The organism is Haloferax mucosum ATCC BAA-1512 (assembly GCF_000337815.1).
GTDB classification, from domain to species: domain Archaea; phylum Halobacteriota; class Halobacteria; order Halobacteriales; family Haloferacaceae; genus Haloferax; species Haloferax mucosum.
In genome coordinates this window covers 54,082-80,701 of record NZ_AOLN01000011.1, presented here as the reverse complement: position 1 = coordinate 80,701, position 26,620 = coordinate 54,082, and the positions used below count along the sequence as shown (strand labels likewise).

The window sequence follows — 26,620 nt, the reverse complement described above, 5'->3', positions numbered from 1 at the left end:
CTCGACTTATTAGCCGTCCTCGGTACGTCTGCCTATGGCCCTCTCTTCGGCGTACGAACGGATGTTATGGGGGACGATGGACGTTCTCAGAATCTCTGATTCGGTCGAACGAAAGGTCGTCGCCGCGGTCGCAATCCAGTTCGGTGTCTCGCTCGCGCAGGCGGCGCTCCCGTGGGTTGCGACCGGAACGGCCCGGTTCGCACTCACCGGGTTGCTCTTGACGGGTGCGACGCTCGCGTTCGTCAACACGATTCTCATCACCCGGAAAGACATCGTCTCACCTATCGAGTCGATTTCGTCGTCGGCCGCTGGCGTCGCCGCGGGCGACCTAACGGCCACGCCTCCGAAGGTGGACGGCAACGACGAAGTGGCCAAACTCGCCGACGACTTCGGGGAGATGCACGAACACGTCTGTATCGTCGCCTCGCAGGCGAGTGCGCTCGCCGACCAACAGTTCGACGACCCGGCGCTCGACGAGGACCTCCCGGGCGAGTTCGGGGATGCTCTCGACCGGATGCACCGGAATCTCGCGGACTACACGCAGAACCTCCAGCACCTCGTCGAAGCCTTCGCCGACGCCACCTCGCGCGCTCAATCCGGCGACTTGACGGCCACCATCGACACGGCCACTTGGGGCGTCGATGACGACCGGTACGAAGCGGTCGCAGAGACGTACAACGACCTCGTGTACACGCTCTCGACGACGCTCGGCGAGGTTCAGGCGTTCGCACAGGAAGTCTCGGAGATGAGCGCGAGCGCCCAACACCACGTCGAACAGGCGAACGCCGCTAGCGAGGAGGTGGCCGCGTCTGTCAGCGAGATTTCGGACGGTGCGACCGCCCAGACGGACCATCTCCAGACGGTCGCCGACGAACTCAACACGCTGTCGGCGACGGTCGAAGAGATAGCCGCCTCCGCCGACGAGGTCGCCAACACCGCCGAGACGGCATCCGAGCGCGGCGAGGCCGGTCGAGACGCCGCAACGGAGGCGATGGAGGAGTTAGATGCGGTCGAAGCGCGCATCGACCACACCGCCGACGCGGTCGCCGAACTCGCCGACGGTATCGAAGAGATCGACGAAATCGCCGCGTTCATCGAACACGTCGGGTCGCAGACGGACTTACTCGCCATCAACGCGGCAATCGAGGCCGCCCACGCCGGCGAGGCCGGCGACGGGTTCGGCGTCGTCGCAGAGGAGGTCAAATCGCTCGCAGAGGAGACCCGCGACTCCGCGGACGAGGTGTCTGCGCTCATCGCCGACATCACAGAACACTCCGAGGAGACGCTCGCTGACGTGCGGCGGATGAACCAGCAGGTGTCCGACAGCCTCGACACCGTCGGCGAGGCCATCGGCGAGTTCGAGACCATCGTGGACATGGTTACCGACATCGACGCCAGCGTGGCCGAAGTAAGCGCCGCGACCGACCAACAGGCCCAGTCCGCACAGGACATCGCAATCCGGGTTGACGACGTTGCGAACATCTCCGAGGAGACTGCCGGACAGTCTCAAACGGTCGTCGAGACCGCGAACGAACAATCGGCGTCTATCGACGACCTCGCGGAGCAGGCGGGCGTCCTCTCGTCGCGTGCGGCCGACCTCGATGGACTCGTCGGGTCGTTCGACGTTATCGAAGACGACCGCGCCGTCTCCGCCCCCACCGACGACTGAGGCCGTCGGTTGGTCCCATAGCACACGTTCCTTCCGGCGATTGTCACCGCTTTTATCTACAACCTTATCCGTCACCCGCTCAAACCCACCCGCATGAAGATAGTGCCGGACACGAGCGCGGTCATCGACGGTCGCGTGTCCGAGCGAGTTGACGACGGCACCTACGACGGTGCCGACGTGCTCGTCCCCGAGGCAGTCGTCGGCGAACTGGAATCGCAGGCCAACGACGGCCGCGACACGGGGTGGGAAGGACTCTCCGAACTGCAGCGCCTCGCGGAACTCGCGGACGGCGGCGTCATCGACCTCCAGTACGTCGGCCGCCGCCCGAGCGCGGGCGAGACGAAGGGTGCCCACGAGGGCGACATCGACGCGCTCATCCGCGATATCGCCGCGGAGCGCTCTGCGACCCTCCTGACGAGCGACGTGGTACAGGCCGAAGTCGCCAAGGCGAAAGGACTGCGCGTTGAGTTCGTCGAAGCCGAGGTTCGCGGTTCTGGCGGTCTCATCATCGAACAGTTCTTCGACGACCAGACGATGTCGGTCCACCTCAAGACCGACACCAAGCCGAAGGCCAAACGCGGTGCCATCGGCGAGATGCACTACCAGACCATCGGCGAGGAGCCAACCGACGAGACGACGATGAAAGAGTGGGCTGACGATATCGTCAACTCCGCCCGCTCGTCGCCCGACGGCTTCATCGAACTCTCGGAGCCGGGCATGGACATCGTCCAGTTCCGCGACTACCGTATCGCAGTCGCTCGCCCGCCCTTTGCCGACGGCATCGAAATCACGGCCGTTCGGCCAATCGTCAAGACGAACCTCGACGACTACGAGTTTGCGGACGAACTCCGCGACCGACTCGCAGAGCGCCAGCGCGGCGTCCTCATCTCCGGGTCACCCGGTGCCGGGAAATCCACGTTCGCACAGGCCGTCGCCGAGTTCCTCAACGACAACGACTACGCGGTCAAGACGATGGAAAAACCGCGCGACCTGCAAGTCGGTCCCGACATCACCCAGTACACCGCCCTCGGCGGCGACATGGCGAAGACGGCCGACTCGTTGCTCCTCGTGCGCCCCGACTACACCATCTACGACGAGGTGCGGAAGACAGAGGACTTCTCGGTCTTCTCCGACATGCGCCTCGCCGGCGTCGGGATGGTTGGCGTCGTCCACGCCACCCGCGCCATCGACGCGCTCCAGCGTCTCGTCGGCCGCGTCGAACTCGGCATGATTCCGCAGGTCGTCGATACCGTCGTCTACATCGAAGACGGTGAAGTCCACACGGTCTACGACGTGAGCACCGAGGTCAAGGTTCCCGAAGGGCTGTTCGCCGAAGACCTCGCGCGTCCCGTCATCCAGATTCGGGACTTCGAGACCGGCCGCCCGCAGTACGAGATTTACACGTTCAACCGGCAGGTCGTCACCGTCCCGCTCGGGGAAGAAAAAGACGACAAGGAAAGCGGCGTCTCCCGTCTCGCAAAACAGGAAATCGAACGGGAGATTCGCTCCATCGCGCGCGGTCACGTCGAAGTTGACCTCAAGGGCCAGAATCGAGCGGTCGTCTACGTCGAAGAAGACGACATCTCCTACGTCATCGGCAAAGGCGGCGGTCGTATCTCCGACGTGGAAGACCGACTCGGTATCGACATCGACGTGCGAACCCACGACGAAAAGCCGTCTACGTCGGGACAGCACGCGGGCGCAACTTCCGGGGGACAGTCCGGCGCATCAGGTTCCACCGGCGGGCAGGCCGGTGAGGGCGCCGTCGTGACACCGGAAGTCACCTCTCGGCACGTCGTCATCCGGATGGACGGACACGTCGGCGAGACGGTCGAGGTCCGCGCCGACGACCAGTACCTGTTCACGGCGACTGTCAGCCGCGGTGGCGACATTCAGGTCTCCCGCGGGAGCGCCATCGCTGAAGAACTCGAAAACGCAATCGACAGAAAGCAACAGATTTCGGTCGTCCCGGCCTGAAGCGGGGATAACCGAGCAGGCAGTTACTTTTCGACTCGTTCGACACGTCGCAACTGATCTCGCGTGATACCGACTGCGAAGCGCGGTTCTGCGTTACTTACTCGGCGCAGCAGGCTTTTTCTTTGCCGCCGTCCGCTTTCGCCTGCGCCTGTTTCGGTGCGAGGTCGGTCAGCTGATAGAGATTCTGGCGTGCGTCGGCGAAGTAGACGTCCTCGTCAACGATACCGATTCCCTCCAGCCGTTCGAGTGCGTAGCGAACGGTTCGGGCAGAAAGCATCGACTCCTGTACGATGCCTTTCTGTGTGAGCGGACCGTTGTATTCGAGCACTTTGAAAACAAGCTTCGCACTCGGTGGGAGGTCGTCGAGACTCTCCTCTTCTGTTCCAGCCATCATTACGAATCGAAACGCGCTACCAGCATAAACCTTGTTGGCTGTGAGTAGCCGACAACGCTTTAGCCGTAGACGCCACGGGAAGAACGAACGCCTTTTGATGCCGGATATCGCAGAGGAACACATGGCCACGGAAACGCAGACCGGTCTCTCCAGTCATCTTCGTGGAGTGACGGTCACGACACTCGCCTGCCTCTCCGGCATCGCCGCCGCGGTGCTTTCCGGGGTACTGGTGGGGACGAACCCCGAGGCCGCGACCAACCAGTTGGCCGTGGGTATTCTCGGTGCGTTCGTTCTCGTACAGTTCCCGGTACTCCGCGTCGTCGGTGTCGATGTCAACGGGTTCGGCGTGAAGGACTACATCTACGTCGTCTTCATGACCTTCGCGCTCTGGTTCATCTCGTTTGCCATCCTGCTCACGTCGGGTGTTCAGCTGTAACAATGGCTGACGATAGTATCGCCGTCGTCGATTTGGACCGGTGTTCTCCGGACCGCTGTAGCTACGAGTGCTCGAACTTCTGTCCGCCCAACCGGACGGGTAAAGAGTGCATCACGCTCCGCGGCGAGGACGCCGAACAAGGCGGTCCCGACCAGGTCCGCATCTCCGAGGAAATCTGCCTCGGCGAGACCTGCGGTATCTGTGTCGAGAAGTGTCCCTTCGACGCTATCGAAATCATCAATCTCCCGTCGGAACTCGACGAGGACCCGACCCACCGCTACGGCGAAAACGCCTTCTCGCTGTACGGACTGCCCGTTCCCGAATCCGGGTCGGTCACGGGTATCCTCGGCCCGAACGGTATCGGGAAGACGACCGCCGTCCGCGCCCTCGCCGGCGAGATGGTGCCGAACCTTGGCAACTACGCCGACGACCCGACGTGGGAGGCCGTCTTGGACCGCTTCCGCGGCACCGAACTGCAAAACTACGTCGGACGAGTCCGCGACGGCGACGTTACAATCGCCCGCAAGCCGCAGTACGTCGATCAGATTCCCAAGCAGTTCGACGGAACGGCCCGCGAACTCTTGGAGGCGACCGACGAACGCGGTGCGCTCGACTCCTACATCGACCGCCTCGACATCGCCCCGGTCGTGGACAACGAAATCGACACGCTCTCCGGCGGGGAACTCCAGCGTGTCGCTCTCGCGGCGACTCTCGCCCGCGACCGCGACTTCTACTTCCTCGACGAGATTTCGCCGTACCTCGACATCGGCCAGCGCGTCACCGCGGCGCGACTTATCCGCGAACTCGCAGAAGAAGAAGACAGAGCGGTCCTCGTGGTCGAACACGACCTCGCAATCTTGGACCTGCTCGCCGACACGCTCCACGTCGCGTACGGTGAACCCGGTGCGTACGGTGTCGTCACCGACCCGAAATCGGTCAGAAACGGCATCAACGAGTACCTGAAGGGATACCTCTCGAACGAGAACATGCGTATCCGTCCGGAGGCAATCACCTTCGAGGAACACGCACCGCGCGAGACGACGAAGGCCGAGCCCCTCATCGAGTATCCCGAACTCTCGAAATCCTACGGCGAGGGCGAGTTCTCCCTCGATGTCGAGGGCGGGACCATCTACAACGGAGAAGTGCTCGGCATCGTCGGTCCGAACGGAATCGGTAAATCGACGCTCGCAAAGCTCTTTACCGGTGACCTGACGCCCGACGTCGGCGAACTCGACTTCGCACTCGACATCTCGTACAAGCCCCAGTACATCGAAATCGACCAGCCGATGCGCGTGGACGCTTTCCTGTCGTCTATCACCGACCAGTTCGGTTCGTCGTACTGGAACACGGAGATTGCGAACCCGCTCCAACTCAACCGCATCATGGAGCGCAATCTCACCGACCTCTCCGGCGGTGAGCGCCAGCGCGTCGCCATCGCCGCGTGTCTCTCGCAGGACGCCGACCTCTACCTGCTCGACGAGCCATCGGCCCACCTCGACGTGGAACAACGCGTGCAGGCCACCTCGGCGATCCGCCGCTACGCCGAGAACCACGATGCGACGGTCATGGTCATCGACCACGACATCTACATGATGGACCTGCTGGCCGACCGCTTGATGGTCTTCGACGGTGAGCCGTCCATCGAAGGACACGCCTCGATGCCCCAAGAGATGCGCGACGGCATGAACGACTTCCTCGCGGACCTCGACATCACGTTCCGCCGCGACGAGCGCACACAGCGCCCGCGCATCAACAAGCCTGGTTCGCAACTCGACCGCGAGCAGAAACGCTCCGGCGAGTATTACTACTCGGAATAATCGAGTCGGTCGCGCGGCGCGTCACCGACGTGCGTCGCCCACGCGTGCGTTTTTCTTCTCGGCTTCACGTCGTATCTCTTGTCTCACCTCACCCGCACTTTTGTCTCACCTCGCACCGCATCTCGCCTGCGTGTCCACACTCGCCACCGTGAGTGACACCGGTGTTACTACGGGCGTTTTCACGCTCACCCGCGAAGAGAGAGTATGACTGACACTCCCACCGCGTCGGCGTCACTCACCGACGCCACGCACCTCGGTCGCGTCGCACTCCGCGTCGAATCGCTCGACCGCGTCGTTCCGTTCTATCGAGACGTCGTCGGTCTCGATGTCGTGCGCGAGGGGACCCGCGCCGTCCTCTCAGCCGGAAACACCTCGCTCATCGTCCTCGACGAGATTCCCGACGCGCCAGCGAGAAAGCCCGAACAGGCCGGTCTGTTTCACCTCGCAATCCGAGTTCCCGACCGGGGCGCACTTGGCGACGCACTCGCCCGAATCCGCGACCGTGCGACGCTCAGTGGTTCGTCCGACCATCTCGTGAGCGAAGCGCTGTACCTCCGCGACCCGGAGGGAAACGGCGTCGAAATCTATCGTGATCGTCCGCGAGCGGAGTGGCCGAAAACCGGCGATGGCCGCGTGCAGATGGACACGCTCCCGCTCGACCTCGATTCGGTGCTGGCCGACGCTCGCGGTGACGACCGTGCACACGACTGTACCGACCTCGGACACGTCCACCTCGAAGTGACCGACCTCTCGGAGGCGCTCGACTTCTACGTCGATGCGCTCGGGATGTCGCTCCGCGACGACGGCTACCCGAACGCCGCCTTCGTCGCCGCCGGTACGTATCACCACCACGTCGGACTGAACCGGTGGAACGACCGACGCGAACCGACCGGCGACAGTCGCGGTATCGAGTGGTTCGAAGTCCTCGTCCCCGACGCGGAAACTCTGGATTCGGTCCGGGAATCGCTGACGGCACGCGGCTGGAATGTCGAACAGATGGAACGCGGCGTCGCGGTCTCCGACCCCGATGGAATCGAAGTTCGCGTCCGAACTGACCCGTCTGCCGCGCCGTAACCGGTCGATCCCGCGGAACGAACCATTTTGTCACTGGTCCTCAAAGTATGGTGTATGATACCAGACGATTCGGGAGACCGTCGGAGCGGCCTGACGCTTCGAAGCCCGGCGTTCGACAAGGGACGTCCGATTCCTCGGAAACACGGCTACACGACCGACAACGTAAGTCCACCGCTCGAAATCAGCGGGGTTCCGGCGGACGCGGCGTCCGTCGCGCTCGTGATGGATGACCCCGATGCGATGAAGCCCGCGGGGAAAATCTGGGACCACTGGGTCGTCTGGAACATCGACCCCGAGACGACCGATATCGCCGCCGGCGAGGTCCCGGCGGGCGCGACCGAGGGAGCGAACGACTACGGTGAGCGCGGATACGGCGGTCCCAACCCGCCGGACGGCGAGCACACCTACCGATTCGTCCTGTACGCGCTCGATACGACTCTCGACCTCGGCGTGGGTGCGACGAAAGCGGACCTGAAAAAAGCGATTTCGGGGCACGTCCTCGCGGAGACGCAGTTGACCGGGACGTACGCACCCTAAACCGGACTTTCTCGAATCTAGAACAGAAATAAAAGATGGACCACAGACAGAGACGCGGACGACGGGGACACCCGACGCGACGTTTCGCGCTTCGTTATTCGACTCGCTCGACGACGACCCTCCCGGGTTCGGGTTCGCACGCGCCCTCGCCATTTCGGAGTCGAACGTCGTAGCCGAAGGCTCGAATCACGTCCAGATTCGTCCGAACGTGGTCTGTGACCGCCGGAATCCGGGCGCGTCCGCCTGCGAGGGCGACCCAGACGAGCAGTTGGTCGGCCATGTTGGAATCAACGGGGGCGTCGCCGCGATGCCAATCGAGGAACGATTCTGCGGCCTCGCGGCCGACCGCTTCGGCCGGCACGCCGCGTTCGCCGTAGGCGTCGAATCCGGCGACAGTCTCGCCCGACTGCGCGACGACTACGACTCCGGTCCCCGGTGACGAACTCTCGACTGCGGAGACCGACGACCGAATCGGGACCTCGACGTCTGCGCCGGCGAGCGCGTCGCGGACGCCTTCGACCTGCCGTTCGCCAACGGACGCGTCAGCGAGGGACTCGCTGGCGACCGAATGGACGCGTACTTCGTCGAGTTGCGGGCGCCGGAGGAGTGCAAGCGGTGTCGGACTCGCCGGCTTGATTCGAACCGCGAGTCGGCCGCCGCCTGCCGGATAGAAGCCGCGGCGTCCGACGTACACGTCGAATTCGACGCCGAACGTCGCACACAGCGGGCGTTTCACGTATCGGAGATAGTCCGCCGGCGGCGACCACCGAACGTCGGTGCCGCCGGTGACGGTGAGCGAAAGCGGGTCGTCGAGTGCGACGGCGACCGGGAGAAGCGTCTCGGAGACGAGCGTCGTGCTTCCGGCGGTTCCGACCGATGCTTCGACCGCGTCCGTCCGAATCCCGTCGGGTACAAACTGAAGCGTCGAAGACCCCTCGTAGTCGCCTTCGACGTCCGCGTCGGCGACTGACGTTGCGACCGAGATGCACGCGAGATGTTGCGGCCTGAGACCGGGGGTCGAGCGGTTGCCGCGGATATCGTCCATTTCGAACGGCTCGCCGGTGACGAGAGACAGCGAAAGTGCGGTTCGAAGTAATTGACCGCCGCCAGCGGCACCATCCAGTCGATGCATTCAGCGGACGACCGTGACGGGACACGACGAGCGTTCGACCAACTCCTTGGCGACGCTTCCGACGAGTCCCTCGTACCGTTTTGAGAGGCCGCGGTGGCCCACGAAGATTCCGTCGGCATCGACGTCGTCGGCGTAGGTCGGAAGCGCCTCCACGGGGTCGCCGTAGAGGAGTTCGCTCGTGGCTTCGACGCCCGCGTCGGTGGCGCGTTCGACGGCTTTTTCGAGGACTCGTTCCGCACGCATCTCAGCGTCTTCGAGGCTCTCGGCGACGATTCGGTCGCCGCTGGCCGCGAGACCCGCGACCGGTTCTTCGCCCCCTTCGACGAGGATGCGCGGTTCGACCGAGTGGACGATTGTAACCGTCGCCCCCTGCGGTTCTGCCATGGTAAGCGCGTAGTCGAGCGCTCGGTCGGAGGCCTCCGAGCCGTCAACTGCAACGACGAAGTTCATACTCGAATACACGTGCTCTGAAGAGAAAAAAGAGAGGACAGAAAAACGGAGAGCGAAGTTATCGTGCCTAGGGAGTCAGTGAACGAGCCGACTGCAGGTACCGCAGAGGTTCTCTTCTTTCACGTCCACCTCGCGGACGGTCGGCGAAAACGACATAACGCACTTGTTGTTGTCGCAGTGTTCGAGTCCGACCGTGTGCCCGATTTCGTGGACAACTTCCTTGCGAATCCGGTCCGAGAGCACTTCGTCGGCCGGCTTGTTCGTGATGCCACCGTCACTGGAGGTCTGCAACCGGTATGTGGAAATGACAGAACCGTTACCATTGAGATAGGCGAGACCGAAGACGTAGTTTCGACGGCGGTAATAGAGGTCTTTCGCCGTAATCCCGATGTTTTTCTCACCGCGGCCGACGCGGCTCGTAAGTTCGATAAATTGCTCGGCACGGTACTGATTTCGGCTTCTATCGAACGCACCGTCCGGGATTGCCTGATTCGACTGCACGGTCACGTCGCAATCGTAGACGGACCGAAGCCCGGCGGAAGCCTCCCGCTTGACTGAAGCAGAAATATCCCCGATAGGCACGATATCGACAAGCATGCGAGGGATTAAGCGGGGACGCATGATAAATATCCCGACGTGAGAGACTCGTTGCGCGACGCTCTCGTAACACGGTTGCTGAGTTACGAGCGAGTGGTCGAAGTCGGTATCGGGCGGGAGTCAGCGGTGGCCGCCGAACTCGCAGAACGCGGCGTCGAAGTCGTCGCCATCGACGTTCACGAGTTTCCCGTTCCCGACGGGGTCCGGTTCGTCCGAGACGACGTCTTCGCCCGCGAAGAATTGTCAAATCCTGGACCATACGAGGACGCAGACGCGATTTACGCGTTGAACATCCCCGTCGAGTTGCATCGGCCGACCGCTCACGTCGCCCGTCGGGTCGGTGCCGACTTCCTTTTTACCACTCTCGGCTACGACGAGCCCTCGATTCCGGTCTCTCGGGAGGCGCTTCCCGGAGATACGCTGTACGTCGCCGACGGCAACCCCCGAAGCCAAGAGTAAGGCACTTCCCTTCTCATCACGCGGTTCCGATATGCACGCGGACGCTGTCGTCCTCGATATCGACGGAGTGCTCGTGGACGTCGCCGACTCCTATCGGCGCGCCATCGTCGAGTCGGTGGACCGTCACCACGGCACGACCATCTCCCGGGACGACGTTCAACTGTTCAAGGACGCCGGCGGGTTCAACAACGACTGGGAACTGACCTACGCGGCCGCGCTCTACGTCCTCACGGCCCGCGAGACCGATATCACGCTTCCGGCGTTCACCGACGAAATCGCCGCCCGCGGCGGCGGTCTCGACGCGGCCGAATCGGTCGTCGAAGCGTCACTCTCCGACCCGTCGGTCGTCTTCGACCAGTGGGACCCCGACGGGCTTCGAGAGACCTTTCAGGCGCTCTATCTCGGGGCTGACCGCTACCGCGACCTCGAAGGCGGCGAGCCACCGTTCGACGCTCCCGGCTACATCCACCACGAACCCGTGATTCTCCGCTCGGAGACGGTGGATTCCCTCGGCGACCGCGGACTCGGTGTCGTCACTGGCCGCCCCGCCGCCGAGGCCGATATCGCCCTCTCTCGGGTCGCACTCGACGTTGCCGACGACCACCGCTTTACGATGGACGACTGGGAAGAGGGCAAACCGCACCCGGCCGCTCTCGTCACCGTCGCCGAGCGACTTGGTGTGGAATCGGTCGTCTTCGTCGGTGACACGCTTGATGACGTGAAGACGGCGTTGAACGCCGATGCGGCCGACCCAGAGCGCGTCTACTACGGTATCGGCGTCCTCTCCGGCGGTCTCTCGGGCGACGACGGCCGCCAGAAATTCGCCGAAATCGGTGCCTCGGCGGTCGTCGAAGACGTCAACGAAGTCCCCGACCTCTTGGACTGATGTCGCCGCCGACGCATCTCACGGGGGGTCACTGATGGGGCATTTCCGCGCGTTCATCGTGACGCTTCTCGCGCTCGACGCCGTGGTGTTCGCCGTCGGGTCGGTGTTCACGCCACCGGACCCGGTCACGCAACTCGTGGTCATCGGCCCAGCGCTGTTGTTGGCCCCGGCGCTCGCGTGGTGGCTCGTCTACCGTGACGGCTTCGCTCGGGTGCAGGCGCTCGTCGAACCTGACGACGACGGGTAATCGAGACGACGGCGACGGTCCTCAAGACGATAGCGACGGTCCTCAAGACGATAGCGACGGTTATCCCAGACGACGACGGTCACTCCGACACAGAGGCGGCAATCAAGAAGTCTACAACGAGGCTCCCGGCGATGTACCGCGGAAGGTCCACAGTAAGAAGAGACTGGTGAATTCGAGCACCGCTCCAAGCCCGCCGGAGAGTTCCGACGACGTCTGGACGAAAATCAACACGACGAACCACGCGTCAGTGCTTGGTGATACTCCGAACGGCTCGTAGTTGAATCCGATTCTATCTGAACTGAAATATTCCACACTCACGACATAGGCAGAACCGTCCGGTCGCGCAATCTTTTACGTTGCCGCGGTTCGCAGGTGTGGGTATGCGAATCGCACTTCTCGGTGGAACTGGCGATATCGGCGAGGGTCTCGCCCTCCGCTGGGCCTACGACACGGACCACGAGGTCATCATCGGCTCGCGCGACCCCGACAAGGCCCGCGCGAAGGCCGACGAATACGAGACCGAACTCTCCAGTCGCGGCCGCGACGTGAAGATAAACGGCTTTACGAACGCGATGGCCGCCGACCGCGCCTCCGTGGTCGTCCTCGCCGTGCCGCCGTATCACGTCGCCGATACTATCGACGCCGTCTCCGACTCGCTGTCCGAAGACGACCTGCTCGTCACGCCAGCGACGGGCATCAAACGAGAGGACGACGGGTTCCACTATCACCCACCGAAAGCCGGGAGCGTGACGGCGCTCGTCACCGACGCGGCCCCGGACCACGTCCCTATCGTCGGTGCGTTCCACAATCTCGCCGCCGGTCGCCTCGCCGACCTCGACGCCGACCTCGACATCGACACACTGCTCGTCGCCGACGACCCTGACGCGAAAGAGACGGTCTGGCTTCTCGCAGACGGTATCGAGGGGCTTCGCCCGCTCGACGCCGGCGGTCTCGCAAATGCCTCCGAAATCGAGGCGTTGACGCCGCTTCTCATCAACGTCGCACAGCACAACGACGGGCTTCACGACCTCGGCGTCAGATTCCAGTAACTGGACTGAAAGCTACCCGTCGGGACTCAGAATCGGCTTTTCAACTCTTCGCGCAGGTCGTCGAGCGACGCGTCTTTCATCGACAGCAAGACGAGGAGGTGATAGACGAGATCGGAACTCTCGTAGAGGAGTTCCTCGCGGTCGTCGTCTTTGGCCGCGAGGATGGTCTCTGTCATCTCCTCGCCGAGCTTTTCGAGCACGTAGTTCTCGCCTTTCTCGTGGGTAAACAGCGTCGTCGTGTAGGAGTCCGCTGGTAGGTCGGCCTTCCGAGACTCGATCGTCGAAAAGAGTTCGTCGAGAACCTCGTCGGTCGGGGTGTCGGCGTCCATGCACCCACGACGGGCGGGCGCGGAAAAAGACCCTCTGGTTCCGGTGACAGGTGTCTTGGTTCGATGGCGAGTGCGCTACTTCGCTTCGACTTCCAGGTCGTCGAAAAACGCGAGGTCGTGGAGGCGACTGTCGGCGGTCAGTTCGGGGTGGAACGAGGTGCCGACGACCGGGCCGTCGCGGACCGCGACCGGGTTGCCGTCCCACTCGGCAAGCACGTCTACGTCGTTGCCGACGTCGTCGATGAGGGGTGCGCGAATGAACACCGCGGGGAACGGCGCGTCGAGTCCTTCGACGTCGAGCGGTGCCTCGAAGCTATCGACCTGTCGGCCGAAGGCGTTGCGGTCCACGGTCACATCGAGGATGTCGAGCGTCTCGACGCGGTCGTCTTTTGCGTCGCTGGAGGCGACGATGAGACCAGCGCAGGTTGCGAGAACCGGCTTCTCGGCGGCGACGTGAGCCTGAATCTCCTCGTCGATTCCCTCGCGCTCCAACAGCCGCGAAATCGTCGTCGATTCGCCGCCCGGCATCAAGAGCACGTCGCAGTCGGGGACGAGTCCGGCGCTTCGAATTTCGACGATATCCGCCGCGACGCCGTGGGCCTCGGCGGCCCGCTCGATGGCGTCAGCGTGTTCGGTTACGTCGCCTTGAACGGCGACGACACCGGCGCGTAGCGTATCCATAGACGAATCTCGGGAACGCGAGGACAAAAAGCGTCCGTTCGTTTGTCGGCGGTTCGGTGGGCGGTGGTCGTCGTTAGAACGCGAGCGCGTTCAGCACCAAGATACCGATGCCGAACAGTGCTCCCGTAGCGACGATGGTCTTCGGGTCGAGTCGAATCGCGTTGCGGTCTTCCGCGTCGAAGTAGCGGACGAGACCCGCGCTCGACATGAGACCACCGGTGTTCTGGCCCTTGCTCATGCACCACCGTCTGTGCGTCCACCGCCTAAACGTTTCGGCTCGTCACTGTCAGTTCGGGTCGTGACACAGAAACCGGAACGCCGACGGGCCATGAGTAATCCTTATGCGCGGGGGCAGGAAAGGTTCGCCGGGATACGATGACTGTTCGACTCTTGGACTTTTACGCGGACTGGTGCGGCCCTTGCAAGACGCAGGACCCGATTCTCGACGAACTCGAAGGCGACTACGAGAACGTCGAATTCGTCAAGGTTGACGTTGACGAAGAACAAGACGTTGCTAACCAGTATCAGGTTCGCTCGCTTCCGACCCTCATCGTCGAGAACGACGACGGCATCGTGGACCGCTTCGTGGGTGTCACCCAGCGTGACGACCTCGAATCGGCCCTGAGCCAAGCCGGCGCGTAACTGACCAAGTCGGCGCGGGCGCACGGCGAGTGCGCGAGCGCCACACGTTTTATGACCCATCGATTCGACCGCGAGCGACGGCGGTTCGTCTCGCAAACGTTATACGACCGGCCGAGGGAGTCGTATGCATGGCTAGTGACGCTGCGACGAAGCGGACGCTCGAAAAGCAGATTTGCATGCGCTGTAACGCACGCAACCCTCAGAAAGCGAAGCAGTGCCGCAAATGCGGCTACAAGCACCTTCGTCCGAAGTCGAAGGAACGCCGCGCCGCATAAGACCGCCCGCCTTCTCTTAGGACTCTCTCCGATACAGCGCGAACAACACGCCGATGAGCGCCAGCTGTACCACTTTGTCAACGACGCCGCCGAGTTGGAAGATGTCGGGCCAGTTGAGCGCCACGTAGAGGACGATTTGCCCGGCGGTAAACGGGATGCCGAGCAGAATCATCCACGAGCGAATCGTCTCGTCGCCGCGGAGAATCCCGATACTGCCGGCCGCGAACCCCGCCGCCGCCCCGACGAAGGAGATTCCGAGCGGGTCCGTGGCGTTCGCCGAGAGCGCCCCAACGCCCAACGCGAGGTGGATGAGACCGGTTATTGCGGCGAGGACGACCCCGACGTAGTGCAGTTGAGTCAGCTCGGCTTGTGTGCTTGAGGTTGACATCTCAGGCCTCCGGGTATTTCGGTTGGCGTCGTTCGGCCCGTTCGAGGGCGCGTTCGATAACGTCGCGGACGGTATCGCCGCCCGTCCCGCTTTCGAACACGTCGCCGTGGCCGGCGTACATGCGTTCGACGGTCTCCGGGAGTCGGTCCAGCAGGTCTCGAAGGCTGGCGATGACTCGCTCGCGCGACTGGCCGGGGAGGTCGGTCTTGCCGAAGCTTCCGTCGTCGAACGCGCCGTCGTTGTAGACGACGACATCGCCGGAAAACAGCGAACGGTCGCTCACGAGCGAGACGTGGTCGTCGGCGTGGCCGGGCGTGTGGACGACTTCGAACGTCTCGTCTCCCAGTACGATTTCGTCGCCGTCGGCGAGTTCGTGGGTCCGAAGCGGGTGGGCGGCGGCGGCGTACACGTCCGGGTCGAACCGTTCGACCACGGCGTCTAATTCGCCGATGTGGTCTCCGTGTTGGTGCGTGAGGACGACGGCGTCGAGGTCGTCGGTGTGTGTTGCGACGACGGATTCGACGCCCGGCATCGTTCCAGCGTCCACGAGGACGGTTCTGTCCCCGCAGACGAGGTACGCATTGCAAGTGAACACGTCCGCGTCGGCGGTGACTGAGATGACTTCCATACCGCCGTGTACGCGCTCGACCGAAAAAAGTCGGCGGGGCGGGAGACGGCTGGTGAAACGGGAGACGGCCGGTGAAACGGGAGACGGCCGGTGAAGCCAGAGACAGTGGGTAAAACGTGAGAAATTGATGAAGCCGACGAAGCAGGAGAAAGTGGGTGAAGCGTTAGAACGTCGGTGGAGCGGAACCCCGACGAAAGAGACCGCAGTGCGTAGTGACGACCAACTGTGTTGGTAGATTGCCACAAAATACGGGGTCGGTAAGGCGGACACGCCGCAGGAATGCGCTGGTGAGGCCTCTCGGGGGAATCGGTGGTGTGTCACGACCCCGGTAACATGGGATTCGTGCGACAAACCATTTTTCACTGTCGGTCGTGTACAACTTACTGTATGGGATTTGGGAGCTACGACGAGTCCGAACAAGGAGACCAGAACGTTGACTTCGACGAAGAAGACGGCGTTGCGACGAGCGAAGAGAAACACGAAGGGAAAGTCGATTTCGAAATCGGCGCGTCGAACGACGAACTCCTCGACCGGTTACAGGAGATTAAGGACGATTGAAGTCGGGAACTCGCGCGCTGGGGATTGCGGAGTCCTACACCGGATCAGCGCGCGCGCCCACACCAGACGAAACTACGACTGATTTTTCGGGAGACACGTCTCGCTCCAGCGACAGCCACGCCGACGCCGACATCGACGCTGGTGCTGACGCCGACGACACCGACCGCACCAAGAGCGTCTTCTGCGGCGCTGTCGTCCGTGCCGACGGCGTCGTCGATGGACTCGAATTCGAGACGTGTACCGTCGGCGGCGACGATGCGACCGACACGATAGCGGCGCTGTACTCGTCGCTCGGACGCGAAGACGTGCGGTACGTCCTCGTGTCCGGCATCGCCCCGGCGTGGTTCAATCTCGTAGACGTCTCCCGTCTCGGGGCCGCGTTCGACCGTCCGGTTCTTTCGGTCTCGTTCGAGGAGAGCGACGGCCTCGAAGCCGCGCTTTCGACGCACTTCTCCGGCGAGGCGCTGGACCATCGTCTGGAAACGTACCGTGCCGCGCCGCCGCGACACGCGGTCGTCGTCAACGGCGAACAACTGTTCGTGCGCGCGACGGGGTGTGACGTTGCCGAGGCGACACAGGTGGTTCGGGCGTTCACGCCGACCGGTGGCAGACCCGAGCCGATTCGCGTGGCGCGGCTGGCCGCGCGGGCGGCGCGACGGTTCGTTGGGGATTAAGCCGTCGCCCTCCTCGACCTGAGTATGGAACACATGGAGGGTCTCTGCGTCACCGACTGCGAGCGCTGTCCCGAACTCGTAGCCTCGCGGAGTCGCATCGTCAACGGCGTCGGTCCCGACGACGCTGACCTGCTTTTCCTCGGCGAAGCGCCGGGTGCGAAAGAAGACGACGGCGGCGAGCCGTTCGTCGGTCGCTCCGGTTCCGTGCTCGACGACGCGCTCCGCGAGGCGGGACTCGCCCGCGCCGACGTTCGGATTACGAACTGCGTCCGCTGTCGCCCGCCGGAAAACCGCGACCCGACGAGCGAGGAACTGACGAACTGTCGTGGCTACCTCGCCCGCGAGTTCGAACTCGTCGCCCCCGAACTCGTCGTCACGCTCGGCAAAGTCCCCTCGCAACACCTGCTCGACCGCAGTGTCGCCATCACGAACGAAGCCGGGTCGGTCGTGGACGCGCGCGTCGGCGACTCGTCGTATCGCGTGCTCCTGTCGGTCCACCCCGCGGCGACCCTCTACGACCGCAGTCAACGCGAGGGCTTTTTCGACACCATCGCGCGCGCGGCAGACCTCTCCGGACTCGCCGAGTCGAACGACGGACAGGCGAGCCTCGGCGACTTCTAAGTTAGAGAACCGTCTGCGAGCAGTCTGCGTCTTCTGCGAAGGTGGTTGTGAGTCGGTTCGAGTCTCTATGTTCGTCGAACCTGCGGAGGCGGTTATTCCCAGATGGAGCGCGCCATGCGCTGTGGGAAGCCGATGATGAGTTCGAGGACACTCAGCCCCTCTTCTTCCTCGCCGCGGATGTAGGACCGCACGCGCTGACTCACGAGCTCGACGGAGATGACGAGCACGAAGATGACGATGATAGTCGCCATCATGTTCGTGTACTTGAACAGGCTACGCTGGGTCTGCAGGATGTAGCCGATACCGCCGCCGCCGATGAGACCCATGGTGACGGCGATTCGCGTGTTGATTTCGAGGATGTACATCGTCCACGCGATGAAGGGCGTAAAGACCTGCGAGAGCATGCCGAAGACGACGGTCTGTCTGCGGTTCGCACCGGTCGATTCGATGGCCTCGATGGGACCGTCTTCGACTTCTTCGAGTGCATCGGTAAAGAGGCGGCCGAGGTTACCCATCGTGTCGGTCCCGATGGCGAGCGTCGCCGTGAACGGCGAGACGCCGCCGAGCGGGATGTAGATGAGCGCCCAGACGAGCGCCGGAATCGCGCGGATGACACTCATCGTGCCGCGGAAGATGAAGTTGAACGGGTAGGGCGTCACGCGCTCGGAGCCGAGGACGCCGAGGAGGAGCGCGCCGGGGATACCGAGGACGGTTCCGGCAAAGCCCATCGCCAGGGTAACGATTGCCGCGCCGAACAGGTCACGGCTCTGGATGAACTGCCAGTACTCTCCGAAATCGACGAACGGGAGACCGAACAGCGTCGTCTGCGGGAAGAAGTCGCCGAGGGCGTCCTGGAACTCCGGCCAGTAGTAGAGGATTTCCGAGACCGAAAAGCCGACTTCGGCGAGCGCTTCGAAGAAGATGAACCCAAAGACGACAGAGAGGGCGAACGCCATTCCCCACTTGATACGCTTTGTGAGGGTTATCTCTTGCAGTGAACTCTCGATTGTGTTCGTCTGCGTGCCGCCATCGGACCGGAGTTTATCGGACTTGTCGTCGCTCATGCGGTTGCCTCCGTCCCTTCGCGGATATCTTCGGTCTGTACGTCACCGTAGATGCGGTCGATGACATCGACAGTCAGGTCCTCTCGGTAGCCGTCGAAGACGAGTTCGCCGTCGCGCAGTGCGAGAAACCGCTCGCCGAACTCGCGGGCGAGGTTGACCTGGTGAAGGCTCGCCAGCGTCGAGAGGTTACGTTCACCGGCCGCGCTCCGGATGTAGCCCATCACCGTCTCGGCGCTTGCCGGGTCGAGACTGGCGACGGGTTCGTCGGCGAGAAGGAGATTCGGTTGCTGGACGAGCGCCCGAGCGATGCCGACGCGTTGTTGCTGGCCGCCGCTCATGCTACCCGTCTGTTGGTTCGCTTCGTCGAGCAAGCCGACGGTTTCGAGCGCTTTGAGCGCCTCCATCTTGTCCGGGCGGGAGTGCCACCCGACGAGACTGTTGAAAAACGACGTTCGGTTGAGCGCTCCCGTGAGGGCGTTCCCGTAGGCGCTGAGTTGCCCGAGAACGTAGTGTTGCTGGAAAATCATGGCCACGTCGTCTCGCGGGCCGGTGACTGGTTCGTCGTTGATGCGGATTTCGCCCGACGTTGGTTGTGTCAGGCCGTTCAGACAGCGCAAGAGCGTGGACTTTCCTGCCCCGGATTGACCGAGGAGCACGGCGAACTCGCCGTCCTCGATGGTAAACGAGACATCGTCCAACGCTCGAACGTCGCCGAACGCTTTCGTGAGGTTACGTACTTCGATGGTACTCATGGTAGATGCGCGAACGTCCCGTGTCTATCTTTCCTGTGCACGGGGGTTTCAAAATGATACTGCAATTGAATTGTTGGCTGTTCGACTACTGTCCGAGTGAGATACCCAGCGTGTCGATGACGTTCTGAATCGGCGCGTAGTCGTCGATGGTTCCGGGTTCGACGCCGGTGAACCAGAGTTGCTGGTCGTCTCCGAGGTCCTCGTTGATGAGGGCGTCCTGTGAGACGCTCGTGAGTGCGTCGGTGAGCGACGACTTCTTCGCGTCTTCGAGTTCGGAGCGGACGATTATGGGCGCACGTGGAATGGGGTCGGACGCCGCGAGCAGTTTGAGTTCGGGTGTCTCCGTTCCGAGGTCGCCGTCGTTCTCGGCGGAGACGTCGAGGAACTGTTCCGGGAACTGACCTTTCGGAACGTGCGACGCAACGGAGAACGCGCCGGTTCCGGCGGCGACGACTTCGTCGCGGTTGACGAGCGTCTCGCGGGCGGTCGAGTGGTCGGACCACTGACCGTCGAAGTCGTTCGCTTCGCCGTCGGGGGCGGTCCCCGTGTCGAGACCCGCTTGGTTCAGCATGTAGAGCGGGAACAACGACCCGCTCGTCGAGAGGCGGTCCGCGAACGCGACGGTCTTCCCTTCGAGGTCGGAGAGCGTCTCGATGCCGCTGTCGGGTGTCGTCGTTAGCAACGAGAAATACTTCGCGGCGCCGTACGCGACGCGGATACCCATGACTTCTGTCACGCCTTCGTTTCCGCCCTGAATTGCAATTGTCGGCGAGGAGTCCGCGAGGTCTGCCTGACCGGATTTGAACGCTTGGTACACCGCGGCGTAGTCCGCGGCAACATCCGAATCGATGGTCACGTCCGATTCGCTTTCGAGGTACTCGAAGAGTGGCTGATACTGTTTTTTGATGTCAACGTCGGATTCGGACGGTGTCAAGAGGAACTTCACCGCGTCCGAACCGCCACCGATACATCCACTAAGCCCCGCCATACCGAGCGCGCCGATAGCGCCGGTCGTTTTGAGGAAATTACGTCGGGAAGACATGTGACTCGTCAAAAGACTTCGACACACTGAGGTTAAACCTTCCTATTCTTTCTCCATATTACTACGTAGATATAAACTACTATTGTGCACTACCAGAGTAAACATAGAACAGTCGTCCAATTTCCGTCCTACGACGACGGTCGCCGGGACGGAAACTCACTTGCCTCCCGGACTCGCACGTGTGAACATGAGCACGACACAGGGCTCCGAGGAAACCCTCGCCGATGTCGTTATGGTCGATTACGGCCTTGGGAATCTCCGGAGTGCCAAGCGCGGTCTCGAACGCGCCGGTGCCAACGTCGTCGTCTCCGACGACCCGGCCGATTTCGAGGACGCAGACGGCATCGTTCTCCCCGGCGTCGGCGCGTTCTCCGAGGGGATGGAGAATGCGGGACCCTTCCGCGAACCGCTCGCGGCGGCCGCCGACGAGGGGACGCCGATTTTCGGCATCTGTCTCGGCATGCAGATGCTTCTTACCTCCTCGGAGGAGGCCGCCCACGCTGGCGAGGGCGAAGTCGAAGGTCTCGATTTTATCCCCGGCCGCAACGTCCGCTTTGCCGAGGGGCAAAAGGTCCCCCACATGGGCTGGAACGAACTCAACGTCCAGTGCAACCACCCAATCGTTGACGGTGTCGATGGCGAGTACGCCTACTTCGTCCACTCGTACTACGCCGTCACCGACGACGAGGCCGCGGTCGTCGCAACCGCCGACTACGGTGTCGAGTTCCCCGCGGTCGTCGCCAACGACGAGGGCACGGTCTTCGGCACGCAGTTCCACCCCGAGAAGTCCGGCGAGACCGGACTGACTATCCTTCGTAACTTCGTCGAGTTCTGCGCGGACCAGTAGGCCGAATCTGCCACCCCCGACGGCCTTTTGTCGGTACTCCGTCAAGGGGTGGCCATGCAGGCAGTCACGCTCGGCCCGGCGGGCACCTACTCGCATCGCGCCGCCCGCGCGGTCGCCGACGACGTCGCCTTCCGAGAATCGGTCACGTCCATCGTCAAAGCGGTCGCCGATGGCTCGTTCGAGCGGGGCGTCGTCCCCATCGAGAACAGTATCGAAGGGAGTGTCACGGAGAGCCTCGACGCCGTCGCCAACTCCGACGTGAGCGTCGTTCAAGAAATCGTCACGCCAATCCGCCACGCGTTGTTGGCGCAAGGCGAGTCGTTCGAGACGGTCGCCAGCCACTCCCAAGCGCTCGCGCAGTGTCGAAGCTATCTCGACGAACACTACCCCGACGTGAACCTCGAAGCGGTCGCCAGCACCGCCCGCGGTGTCGAACGCGCCCGTGCCGACCCGACGGTCGCCGGTATCGGCCACCCGGACAACAGCGGCGACGACCTCCAAATCGTCGCCGAGGACATCCAAGACCGCTCGTCGAACGCGACCCGGTTTCTCGTCGTCGCGCCCGTCTCGGCCCGCTCCGACGCTGGCGGAAAGAGTTCGCTCGTCGTCTATCCGAACGCGAACTATCCCGGTCTGCTCCTCGAACTTCTCGAAGCGTTCGCCGCGCGCGACATCAATCTCTCTCGTATCGAATCGCGCCCGAGCGGAAACCGCCTCGGCGACTATCTCTTCCACATCGACGCCGACGCCGGTCTCTACGAAGAGCGGATGCAAGCCGCACTCGAAGAAGTCGAAGGTATCGCCCGCAACGGCTGGGTTCGCGTGCTCGGGTCGTACGACACGCGACACGTGTTGTACTGAGTAGCCCGCCGCCCATGGCGGTCGAACGCTCCCAACGTGTGGGCACGGACACATCTTTCTTTGCGCTCGCGGACGTACACTTCCTCGTATGCAACGAAACCCGTTCGACGAGATAGAAGACCTGTTCGACCGGATGGGCCGGTCGTTCGAAGAGTCCGGTCTCGCTCGCTTCCAAGACGTCTCGCTCGACGTCGTCGATGGCGACGACGCAGTCGAAGTCGTCGCCGACCTCCCCGGGTTCGAGAAGGACGACCTCGACGTGGGCGTTCGCGGGCGGCAACTCACCATCGCCGCCGACCACGAGGAGTCAACTGACGTTGACGACGACCAGTACATTCGACGGGAACGAAGCCACCGGTCTATCTCCCGGTCGCTCACGCTCCCGACCGATATCATGCGCGAGGAGGTCTCCGCAACGTACCGAAACGGCGTGCTCACCGTGACGCTCCCTAAAGCGGAACCGGAGACTGACGACTCGACCGAAATCGACATCGAATAACTCGATAGGAGCCAGAATATCGGCGGAATGAGTGTCCTACCGTGCGAATTGCTATTCTATTTCCGGCAACGGTTATCTCCTCAGACGGCGTTTCTACGTCTCGGTGAAACACGATGATGCCACGCGCTAACCCCTTCGACGACTTCGAAGAACTGTTCGAACGAATGTCCCGACAGTTCGACGAGATGGGCCGTCAGTTCGACCGCTCCGGGATGATGTCCTCGGTTCGGAGCCACGAGATGGCCGTCGATATCGCCGATTACGACGACGAACTCGTCGTCTCCGTTGACCTACCGGGCTACGAAAAAGAAGACATCTCCCTGTCGGTCGCCGACCGCTCGCTGACGGTTGCCGCGCAGCGCGAACTGGTGGACGAACGCACCGAAAGCGAGTATCTCCGCCGCGAACGCCGCCACGAGTCCGCCCGTCGCGCGATTCGTCTCCCGGTCGAAGTCGATGATGAGCACACGTCTGCGACCTACCGGAACGGTGTCCTCACCGTGACGCTCCCCAAACTCGACGTCGAACCCGACGACTCCCGACACATCGACATCGACTGACGACGGTCCCCGACTCAGGGCGGCCACTTCGACTCATGGTAGTCTCTCAGCCACGTGGTGGTGGCGTTTTTTGCGGGAATTTCGATTCGTCGCCGCTGTTTTTGTCTCGCAGTTTCTGTCCTGTAGTGCCGTTTTTGTCCTGTAGTTCTGTTTTCACCCTGAACAGTGCTATCTCTGTCCCACGCGACGCGCTTTTTCAGTCCTCTCCCAACCGTGACGAATGCCTCCTTTTGGCAATATATGCCGCAATCAGACAGGCCGAGAAGTCGAGTATAGGAGTTATTTTAGGCCGGGGTACCACTACCACGATTATGGAATACGACCCGCAGGAACTGGAGGCGCGTTGGCGGGAGCGTTGGTCCGAGACCGGCCGATACGAGGCCGACCCGGACGCAGACGCCGACGACGCGACGTTCGTGACGGTGCCTTATCCGTATCCCAGCGGCGGGATGCACATCGGGCACGCGCGAACGTACACCGTTCCGGACGTGTACGCCCGGTATCGCCGCCAGCAGGGAGACAACGTCCTGTTTCCCATCGCGTGGCACGTGACCGGCACACCGATTATCGGCGCTGTCGAGCGACTCAAAAAGCGCGAAGAAAAGCAACTGTCCGTCCTCACCGACACCTACAACGTCCCCGAAGAGACGCTTCCGGACCTCGAAACACCGATGGGTTGGGCGCGCTATTTCATCGAGGAACACTACAAAAAGGGGATGCAGTCGCTCGGTCTCTCCGTGGACTGGCGGCGCGAGTTCACGACCAACAACGAACGCTACTCGAAGTTCATCGAGTGGCAGTACCGGACGCTCCACGAGCGTGGCCGACTGGAGAAGGGACTCCACCCCGTCAAGTTCTGTACGAACGAAGAGCAACCGGTCACGACCCACGACCTCTTGGAAGGCGAGACCGCCGAGTTCCAAGAGTACACGCTGGTCCGATTCGGCTGGGACCGCGACGGCGACGACATCGTCGTCCCGATGGCGACCCTGCGCCCCGAGACGGTCCACGGCGTGACGAACGCCTACATCGACCCCGAAGCGACCTACGTCGTCGCCGAGGTTGACGGCGAGACGTGGTTCGTCTCCGAGTACGCGGCCGCGAAACTGGAGTACCAAGCTCACGACGTGGACGTTCTGGAGACCGTCGAGGGTGCCGAACTCGTCGGGAAAACGGTCGAAAATCCCGTCACCGGCGACGACGTGCTCGTCCTCCCGGCGAGCTTCGTCGATGCCGACAACGCAACGGGCGTCGTCATGTCCGTTCCGGCACACAGCCCCGACGACTACGTGGCGCTCCAGGAGGCCAAAGCCGACACCGATTACCTCGAATCGTTCGGCATCGACCCGGCCGACGTGGCCGACATCGAGCCGATTCCGATTCTCGATATCGACTCCGAAGACGGCACCTACGGCGAGATTCCCGCACAGTCGGCGGTCGAAAACGACGGCATCGAGTCGTCGGGCGACCCCGCACTTGAGAAGGCCACGAAGAACCTCTACAACAAGGAGTTCCACGCCGGTCGCCTCAAGGAGTTCTACGGCGAGTACGCCGGCGAACTCGTCGAGGAAGTCCGCGACGACTTCAAGGCTGACGGTATCGAGGCTGGCCAGTTCGACGTGATGCAGGAGTTCTCCGAGGAAGTCGTCTGTCGCTGTGGTGGCGATGTCGTCGTCGCCGAACAGGACACGTGGTTCCTCTCGTACGACGACGAGGACTGGAAGCGAATCGCCCACGACGTGGCCGACGGTCTCGACGCTATCCCGGACAACACCCGCGACGAGTACCACCACACCATCGACTGGCTGAACGGGTGGCCGTGTATCCGGAACTACGGACTCGGCACCCGCTTGCCGTGGGACGACCAGTTCGTCATCGAGCCGCTTTCGGACTCGACCATCTACATGGCGTACTACACCATCGCCCACCGCCTGCAGGAGATTCCGACCGAGGAACTCACGCAGGACTTCTTCGACACGCTGTTCTACGGTCCCGACGCGGCCGACGAGGTTGACGATCGCGCGCTCGACCTACGCGAGGAGTGGGACTACTGGTACCCGGTCGATTACCGGTTCTCCGGCAACGACCTCATCACGAACCACCTGACGTTCTACCAGTTCCACCACGGCGAACTGTTCGACGAGGCGCAGTGGCCGCAGGGCATCGTCATCATGGGGATGGGTCTGCTCGAAGGCCAGAAGATGTCCTCCTCGAAGGGCCACGTCGTCCTCCCCGGAGAGGCCATCGACGAGTACGGTGCCGACACCGTTCGGTTCTTCCTGCTCAACTCCGCCGAACCGTGGCAGGACTACGACTGGCGCGACGACCTCGTCGGGTCGGTCTCCGACCAACTCGAACGGTTCTGGAACCGCGCACAGGACATCATTTCCGACCCCGGCCCGGACGAAAAACCGGAACTGGAGACCATCGACCGCTGGCTCCTCTCGAAGCTACAGGACACCGTCCGCGACGTGACTACGGCGATGGACGAATCCGAGACGCGCTCGGCCAGCCAGGCCGCCTTCTACAACTTCGAAGAGGACCTGCGCTGGTATCGCCGCCGGACGGAACTGGACCGCCCCGCCGCAAAGTGGACGCTCCGGACCGTCCTCGAAACCCGTCTGCGCCTGCTCGCTCCGTTCATCCCGTTCATGACGAACGAACTCCACGAGCAGTTGACCGGCACGCCGGCCGAGGACGCGCCGTGGCCGGAACCGGACGACGCCTTCGAAGACGAGACCGTCGAACTCGAAGAACGGCAGGTCGAGCGCCTGACCGAGGACGTGCGAGACATCATCGACGTGACCGACTCGGACCCCGAGACGATTCGGGTCTACGTCGCCGCCGACTGGAAGCGAGACGTGTTCGAGACGGTCGTCGAAAACGGCGACAACGTCGGCGCTATCATGGGACAAGTCATGCAGAATCCCGACCTGCGCGAGAAGGGCAACGCCGTCAACGACCTCGTACAGGACCTCGTAGACCAGACTCGCGGCCGAGACGAGACGACGCTTCGCGCCCAACTCGAACTGGACGAAACGGCGACGTACGAACGCGCCGCCGACTTCCTCGCCCGTGAGTTCGACGCCGACGTGGTGGTCTTCGCCGAAGACGACCCGGACATCACCGACCCCGCCGACCGCGCGTCGAAGGCGATTCCGTTCCGCCCGGCGATCCACCTCGAATAACCGCGCTGTCACCCGATTTTTTGCCCCCTCAGTTCAATTTTCACTGTTGATATCGTATGGCTTGTGGTGGTCGGCTCGCCTTCTATCTGTCTTTTAGGCCGGTTTTACCCCTAGACTTACAGTATCACGTACGATAATCAACGTATGTTGTGTGAGGACTGCGGCGTCGAGATGTACCGAACCGACGACGAAAAGCGGACCGACCTCGAAGACAGGCGCGTCTACGAATGTCCCGATTGCGGCGTCACGAAAGAACGCGCGAAGTACCGGCACCGCTAATCTTGGCC

Annotated in this window: 32 protein-coding genes and 1 pseudogene; 21 read left to right on the top strand and 12 right to left on the bottom strand. The window is 62.7% G+C overall.

Annotation, left to right across the window (positions count from 1 at the left end):
• The first annotated feature begins 34 nt into the window (after positions 1 to 34).
• Both C440_RS07145 and C440_RS07140 read left to right on the top strand, forming a co-directional pair.
• Entirely contained in the window at positions 35 to 1,669 is a 1,635-nt protein-coding gene (locus C440_RS07145; protein ID WP_049915501.1) for a methyl-accepting chemotaxis protein, read from the top strand.
• 93 nt (positions 1,670 to 1,762) lie between these two features.
• On the top strand, positions 1,763 to 3,646 hold the full coding sequence (locus C440_RS07140) for a PINc/VapC family ATPase (RefSeq protein WP_008319672.1): 1,884 nt from the start codon (positions 1,763 to 1,765) through the stop codon (positions 3,644 to 3,646).
• A gap of 97 nt (positions 3,647 to 3,743) precedes the next feature.
• Here the strand turns inward: C440_RS07140 and C440_RS07135 are convergent, their stop codons facing one another.
• Complete coding sequence (locus C440_RS07135) at positions 3,744 to 4,037, bottom strand: MarR family transcriptional regulator (RefSeq protein ID WP_008319671.1); 294 nt, start codon at positions 4,035 to 4,037, stop codon at positions 3,744 to 3,746.
• Between the two features lie 124 nt (positions 4,038 to 4,161).
• Between C440_RS07135 and C440_RS07130 the strand changes: the two genes are divergently transcribed.
• The 4 genes from C440_RS07130 to C440_RS07115 all read left to right on the top strand — a co-directional run bounded on the left by C440_RS07130 (position 4,162) and on the right by C440_RS07115 (position 7,904).
• A complete protein-coding gene (locus C440_RS07130) occupies positions 4,162 to 4,476 on the top strand; it encodes an EMC6-like membrane protein (RefSeq protein WP_008319670.1) in 315 nt (104 codons plus the stop codon).
• A gap of 2 nt (positions 4,477 to 4,478) precedes the next feature.
• Entirely contained in the window at positions 4,479 to 6,293 is a 1,815-nt protein-coding gene (locus C440_RS07125; protein ID WP_008319669.1) for a ribosome biogenesis/translation initiation ATPase RLI, read from the top strand.
• Between the two features lie 204 nt (positions 6,294 to 6,497).
• Complete coding sequence (locus C440_RS07120; RefSeq protein ID WP_008319668.1) at positions 6,498 to 7,367, top strand: VOC family protein; 870 nt, start codon at positions 6,498 to 6,500, stop codon at positions 7,365 to 7,367.
• A 54-nt stretch (positions 7,368 to 7,421) separates the two neighbouring features.
• Entirely contained in the window at positions 7,422 to 7,904 is a 483-nt protein-coding gene (locus C440_RS07115) for a YbhB/YbcL family Raf kinase inhibitor-like protein (protein ID WP_008319667.1), read from the top strand.
• A 94-nt stretch (positions 7,905 to 7,998) separates the two neighbouring features.
• Here C440_RS07115 and rtcA read toward each other — a convergent pair whose 3' ends face one another.
• From rtcA to C440_RS07100, 3 genes are all read right to left on the bottom strand, one after another.
• Positions 7,999 to 9,036: an RNA 3'-terminal phosphate cyclase gene (gene rtcA / locus C440_RS07110; RefSeq protein WP_008319666.1), complete on the bottom strand. Its 1,038-nt coding sequence runs from the start codon at positions 9,034 to 9,036 to the stop codon at positions 7,999 to 8,001.
• Positions 9,037 to 9,486: a universal stress protein gene (locus tag C440_RS07105; protein WP_008319665.1), complete on the bottom strand. Its 450-nt coding sequence runs from the start codon at positions 9,484 to 9,486 to the stop codon at positions 9,037 to 9,039. It abuts the gene before it with no gap.
• A gap of 75 nt (positions 9,487 to 9,561) precedes the next feature.
• A complete protein-coding gene (locus C440_RS07100) occupies positions 9,562 to 10,083 on the bottom strand; it encodes an archaemetzincin family Zn-dependent metalloprotease (protein WP_008319664.1) in 522 nt (173 codons plus the stop codon).
• Positions 10,084 to 10,122: 39 nt separating this feature from the next.
• Between C440_RS07100 and C440_RS07095 the strand changes: the two genes are divergently transcribed.
• From C440_RS07095 to npdG, 4 genes are all read left to right on the top strand, one after another.
• On the top strand, positions 10,123 to 10,542 hold the full coding sequence (locus C440_RS07095) for a UPF0146 family protein (protein ID WP_193788394.1): 420 nt from the start codon (positions 10,123 to 10,125) through the stop codon (positions 10,540 to 10,542).
• A 31-nt stretch (positions 10,543 to 10,573) separates the two neighbouring features.
• Positions 10,574 to 11,428: a TIGR01548 family HAD-type hydrolase gene (locus C440_RS07090; RefSeq protein ID WP_008319662.1), complete on the top strand. Its 855-nt coding sequence runs from the start codon at positions 10,574 to 10,576 to the stop codon at positions 11,426 to 11,428.
• Positions 11,429 to 11,462: 34 nt separating this feature from the next.
• Entirely contained in the window at positions 11,463 to 11,675 is a 213-nt protein-coding gene (locus tag C440_RS07085) for a DUF7534 family protein (RefSeq protein WP_008319661.1), read from the top strand.
• A 380-nt stretch (positions 11,676 to 12,055) separates the two neighbouring features.
• Positions 12,056 to 12,724, top strand: a complete 669-nt coding sequence (gene npdG / locus C440_RS07075) for an NADPH-dependent F420 reductase (RefSeq protein ID WP_008319659.1) — start codon at positions 12,056 to 12,058, stop codon at positions 12,722 to 12,724.
• 26 nt (positions 12,725 to 12,750) lie between these two features.
• On the opposite strand, the gene hisE is transcribed toward npdG, so the two are convergent.
• The 3 genes from hisE to C440_RS07060 form a co-directional block, all read right to left on the bottom strand.
• Positions 12,751 to 13,053: a phosphoribosyl-ATP diphosphatase gene (gene hisE, locus C440_RS07070; RefSeq protein WP_008319658.1), complete on the bottom strand. Its 303-nt coding sequence runs from the start codon at positions 13,051 to 13,053 to the stop codon at positions 12,751 to 12,753.
• 75 nt (positions 13,054 to 13,128) lie between these two features.
• Positions 13,129 to 13,734: a pyridoxal 5'-phosphate synthase glutaminase subunit PdxT gene (gene pdxT / locus C440_RS07065; RefSeq protein ID WP_008319657.1), complete on the bottom strand. Its 606-nt coding sequence runs from the start codon at positions 13,732 to 13,734 to the stop codon at positions 13,129 to 13,131.
• Positions 13,735 to 13,807: 73 nt separating this feature from the next.
• Complete coding sequence (locus C440_RS07060) at positions 13,808 to 13,972, bottom strand: preprotein translocase subunit Sec61beta (protein WP_008319656.1); 165 nt, start codon at positions 13,970 to 13,972, stop codon at positions 13,808 to 13,810.
• A 134-nt stretch (positions 13,973 to 14,106) separates the two neighbouring features.
• Between C440_RS07060 and trxA the strand changes: the two are divergent.
• Together trxA and C440_RS17070 are read left to right on the top strand one after the other, a co-directional pair.
• Positions 14,107 to 14,376 (top strand): annotated as a pseudogene (gene trxA / locus C440_RS07055) (thioredoxin); the annotation flags it as partial.
• Between the two features lie 128 nt (positions 14,377 to 14,504).
• On the top strand, positions 14,505 to 14,651 hold the full coding sequence (locus C440_RS17070) for a 50S ribosomal protein L40e (RefSeq protein WP_004044485.1): 147 nt from the start codon (positions 14,505 to 14,507) through the stop codon (positions 14,649 to 14,651).
• 16 nt (positions 14,652 to 14,667) lie between these two features.
• Here C440_RS17070 and C440_RS07050 read toward each other — a convergent pair whose 3' ends face one another.
• Together C440_RS07050 and C440_RS07045 are read right to left on the bottom strand one after the other, a co-directional pair.
• Positions 14,668 to 15,039: a hypothetical protein gene (locus tag C440_RS07050; protein WP_008319654.1), complete on the bottom strand. Its 372-nt coding sequence runs from the start codon at positions 15,037 to 15,039 to the stop codon at positions 14,668 to 14,670.
• A gap of 1 nt (position 15,040) precedes the next feature.
• Positions 15,041 to 15,667, bottom strand: coding sequence for an MBL fold metallo-hydrolase (locus C440_RS07045; protein ID WP_008319653.1), 627 nt, complete (start codon positions 15,665 to 15,667; stop codon positions 15,041 to 15,043).
• Between the two features lie 387 nt (positions 15,668 to 16,054).
• Between C440_RS07045 and C440_RS07040 the strand changes: the two genes are divergently transcribed.
• Genes C440_RS07040 through C440_RS07030 form a run of 3 tightly spaced genes read left to right on the top strand, consistent with a single transcriptional unit; the run spans position 16,055 to position 17,520 of the window.
• Positions 16,055 to 16,225 (top strand): DUF5786 family protein, encoded by a 171-nt coding sequence (locus C440_RS07040; RefSeq protein ID WP_008319652.1) that lies wholly within the window; start codon positions 16,055 to 16,057, stop codon positions 16,223 to 16,225.
• Positions 16,222 to 16,899, top strand: a complete 678-nt coding sequence (locus C440_RS07035; protein WP_008319651.1) for an endonuclease dU — start codon at positions 16,222 to 16,224, stop codon at positions 16,897 to 16,899. Before C440_RS07040 ends, C440_RS07035 begins: the two co-directional genes overlap by 4 nt.
• 24 nt (positions 16,900 to 16,923) lie before the next feature.
• Positions 16,924 to 17,520 carry a uracil-DNA glycosylase gene (locus C440_RS07030; RefSeq protein WP_008319650.1) on the top strand — a complete coding sequence of 199 codons (597 nt, stop codon included), beginning with the start codon at positions 16,924 to 16,926 and terminating at the stop codon, positions 17,518 to 17,520.
• A gap of 92 nt (positions 17,521 to 17,612) precedes the next feature.
• On the opposite strand, the gene phnE is transcribed toward C440_RS07030, so the two are convergent.
• The 3 genes from phnE to C440_RS07015 form a co-directional block, all read right to left on the bottom strand.
• On the bottom strand, positions 17,613 to 18,584 hold the full coding sequence (gene phnE, locus C440_RS07025; RefSeq protein ID WP_008319649.1) for a phosphonate ABC transporter, permease protein PhnE: 972 nt from the start codon (positions 18,582 to 18,584) through the stop codon (positions 17,613 to 17,615).
• Positions 18,581 to 19,336, bottom strand: coding sequence for a phosphonate ABC transporter ATP-binding protein (locus C440_RS07020; RefSeq protein WP_008319648.1), 756 nt, complete (start codon positions 19,334 to 19,336; stop codon positions 18,581 to 18,583). Before C440_RS07020 ends, phnE begins: the two co-directional genes overlap by 4 nt.
• Before the next feature lie 85 nt (positions 19,337 to 19,421).
• Entirely contained in the window at positions 19,422 to 20,378 is a 957-nt protein-coding gene (locus C440_RS07015) for a PhnD/SsuA/transferrin family substrate-binding protein (RefSeq protein ID WP_008319647.1), read from the bottom strand.
• A gap of 187 nt (positions 20,379 to 20,565) precedes the next feature.
• On the opposite strand from C440_RS07015, the gene hisH reads away from it, so the two are divergent.
• The 6 genes from hisH (at position 20,566) to C440_RS18140 (ending at position 26,612) form a co-directional block, all read left to right on the top strand.
• Positions 20,566 to 21,225 carry an imidazole glycerol phosphate synthase subunit HisH gene (hisH, locus tag C440_RS07010; RefSeq protein ID WP_008319646.1) on the top strand — a complete coding sequence of 220 codons (660 nt, stop codon included), beginning with the start codon at positions 20,566 to 20,568 and terminating at the stop codon, positions 21,223 to 21,225.
• 54 nt (positions 21,226 to 21,279) lie between these two features.
• A complete protein-coding gene (gene pheA, locus C440_RS07005; RefSeq protein ID WP_008319645.1) occupies positions 21,280 to 22,086 on the top strand; it encodes a prephenate dehydratase in 807 nt (268 codons plus the stop codon).
• A gap of 88 nt (positions 22,087 to 22,174) precedes the next feature.
• Positions 22,175 to 22,585 (top strand): archaeal heat shock protein Hsp14, encoded by a 411-nt coding sequence (gene hsp14 / locus C440_RS07000; protein WP_008319644.1) that lies wholly within the window; start codon positions 22,175 to 22,177, stop codon positions 22,583 to 22,585.
• Positions 22,586 to 22,698: 113 nt separating this feature from the next.
• The gene (gene hsp14 / locus C440_RS06995) at positions 22,699 to 23,145 is read left to right on the top strand and encodes an archaeal heat shock protein Hsp14 (protein WP_008319643.1); all 447 of its coding nucleotides are present in this window, start codon (positions 22,699 to 22,701) and stop codon (positions 23,143 to 23,145) included.
• Between the two features lie 311 nt (positions 23,146 to 23,456).
• A complete protein-coding gene (gene leuS, locus C440_RS06990) occupies positions 23,457 to 26,333 on the top strand; it encodes a leucine--tRNA ligase (RefSeq protein WP_008319642.1) in 2,877 nt (958 codons plus the stop codon).
• A 144-nt stretch (positions 26,334 to 26,477) separates the two neighbouring features.
• Positions 26,478 to 26,612, top strand: a complete 135-nt coding sequence (locus tag C440_RS18140) for a hypothetical protein (RefSeq protein ID WP_008319641.1) — start codon at positions 26,478 to 26,480, stop codon at positions 26,610 to 26,612.
• Positions 26,613 to 26,620 lie beyond the last annotated feature (8 nt).

Coding starts and splice junctions, on each gene's coding strand:
- C440_RS07145 (WP_049915501.1), top strand. CDS start 35: ATGGCCCTCTCTTCGGCGTACGAACGGATGTTATGGGGGACGATGGAC.
- C440_RS07140 (WP_008319672.1), top strand. CDS start 1,763: ATGAAGATAGTGCCGGACACGAGCGCGGTCATCGACGGTCGCGTGTCC.
- C440_RS07135 (WP_008319671.1), bottom strand. CDS start 4,037: ATGGCTGGAACAGAAGAGGAGAGTCTCGACGACCTCCCACCGAGTGCG.
- C440_RS07130 (WP_008319670.1), top strand. CDS start 4,162: ATGGCCACGGAAACGCAGACCGGTCTCTCCAGTCATCTTCGTGGAGTG.
- C440_RS07125 (WP_008319669.1), top strand. CDS start 4,479: ATGGCTGACGATAGTATCGCCGTCGTCGATTTGGACCGGTGTTCTCCG.
- C440_RS07120 (WP_008319668.1), top strand. CDS start 6,498: ATGACTGACACTCCCACCGCGTCGGCGTCACTCACCGACGCCACGCAC.
- C440_RS07115 (WP_008319667.1), top strand. CDS start 7,422: ATGATACCAGACGATTCGGGAGACCGTCGGAGCGGCCTGACGCTTCGA.
- rtcA (WP_008319666.1), bottom strand. CDS start 9,036: ATGCATCGACTGGATGGTGCCGCTGGCGGCGGTCAATTACTTCGAACC.
- C440_RS07105 (WP_008319665.1), bottom strand. CDS start 9,486: ATGAACTTCGTCGTTGCAGTTGACGGCTCGGAGGCCTCCGACCGAGCG.
- C440_RS07100 (WP_008319664.1), bottom strand. CDS start 10,083: ATGCTTGTCGATATCGTGCCTATCGGGGATATTTCTGCTTCAGTCAAG.
- C440_RS07090 (WP_008319662.1), top strand. CDS start 10,574: ATGCACGCGGACGCTGTCGTCCTCGATATCGACGGAGTGCTCGTGGAC.
- C440_RS07085 (WP_008319661.1), top strand. CDS start 11,463: ATGGGGCATTTCCGCGCGTTCATCGTGACGCTTCTCGCGCTCGACGCC.
- npdG (WP_008319659.1), top strand. CDS start 12,056: ATGCGAATCGCACTTCTCGGTGGAACTGGCGATATCGGCGAGGGTCTC.
- hisE (WP_008319658.1), bottom strand. CDS start 13,053: ATGGACGCCGACACCCCGACCGACGAGGTTCTCGACGAACTCTTTTCG.
- pdxT (WP_008319657.1), bottom strand. CDS start 13,734: ATGGATACGCTACGCGCCGGTGTCGTCGCCGTTCAAGGCGACGTAACC.
- C440_RS07060 (WP_008319656.1), bottom strand. CDS start 13,972: ATGAGCAAGGGCCAGAACACCGGTGGTCTCATGTCGAGCGCGGGTCTC.
- C440_RS17070 (WP_004044485.1), top strand. CDS start 14,505: ATGGCTAGTGACGCTGCGACGAAGCGGACGCTCGAAAAGCAGATTTGC.
- C440_RS07050 (WP_008319654.1), bottom strand. CDS start 15,039: ATGTCAACCTCAAGCACACAAGCCGAGCTGACTCAACTGCACTACGTC.
- C440_RS07045 (WP_008319653.1), bottom strand. CDS start 15,667: ATGGAAGTCATCTCAGTCACCGCCGACGCGGACGTGTTCACTTGCAAT.
- C440_RS07040 (WP_008319652.1), top strand. CDS start 16,055: ATGGGATTTGGGAGCTACGACGAGTCCGAACAAGGAGACCAGAACGTT.
- C440_RS07030 (WP_008319650.1), top strand. CDS start 16,924: ATGGAACACATGGAGGGTCTCTGCGTCACCGACTGCGAGCGCTGTCCC.
- phnE (WP_008319649.1), bottom strand. CDS start 18,584: ATGAGCGACGACAAGTCCGATAAACTCCGGTCCGATGGCGGCACGCAG.
- C440_RS07020 (WP_008319648.1), bottom strand. CDS start 19,336: ATGAGTACCATCGAAGTACGTAACCTCACGAAAGCGTTCGGCGACGTT.
- C440_RS07015 (WP_008319647.1), bottom strand. CDS start 20,378: ATGTCTTCCCGACGTAATTTCCTCAAAACGACCGGCGCTATCGGCGCG.
- hisH (WP_008319646.1), top strand. CDS start 20,566: ATGAGCACGACACAGGGCTCCGAGGAAACCCTCGCCGATGTCGTTATG.
- pheA (WP_008319645.1), top strand. CDS start 21,280: ATGCAGGCAGTCACGCTCGGCCCGGCGGGCACCTACTCGCATCGCGCC.
- hsp14 (WP_008319644.1), top strand. CDS start 22,175: ATGCAACGAAACCCGTTCGACGAGATAGAAGACCTGTTCGACCGGATG.
- hsp14 (WP_008319643.1), top strand. CDS start 22,699: ATGATGCCACGCGCTAACCCCTTCGACGACTTCGAAGAACTGTTCGAA.
- leuS (WP_008319642.1), top strand. CDS start 23,457: ATGGAATACGACCCGCAGGAACTGGAGGCGCGTTGGCGGGAGCGTTGG.
- C440_RS18140 (WP_008319641.1), top strand. CDS start 26,478: ATGTTGTGTGAGGACTGCGGCGTCGAGATGTACCGAACCGACGACGAA.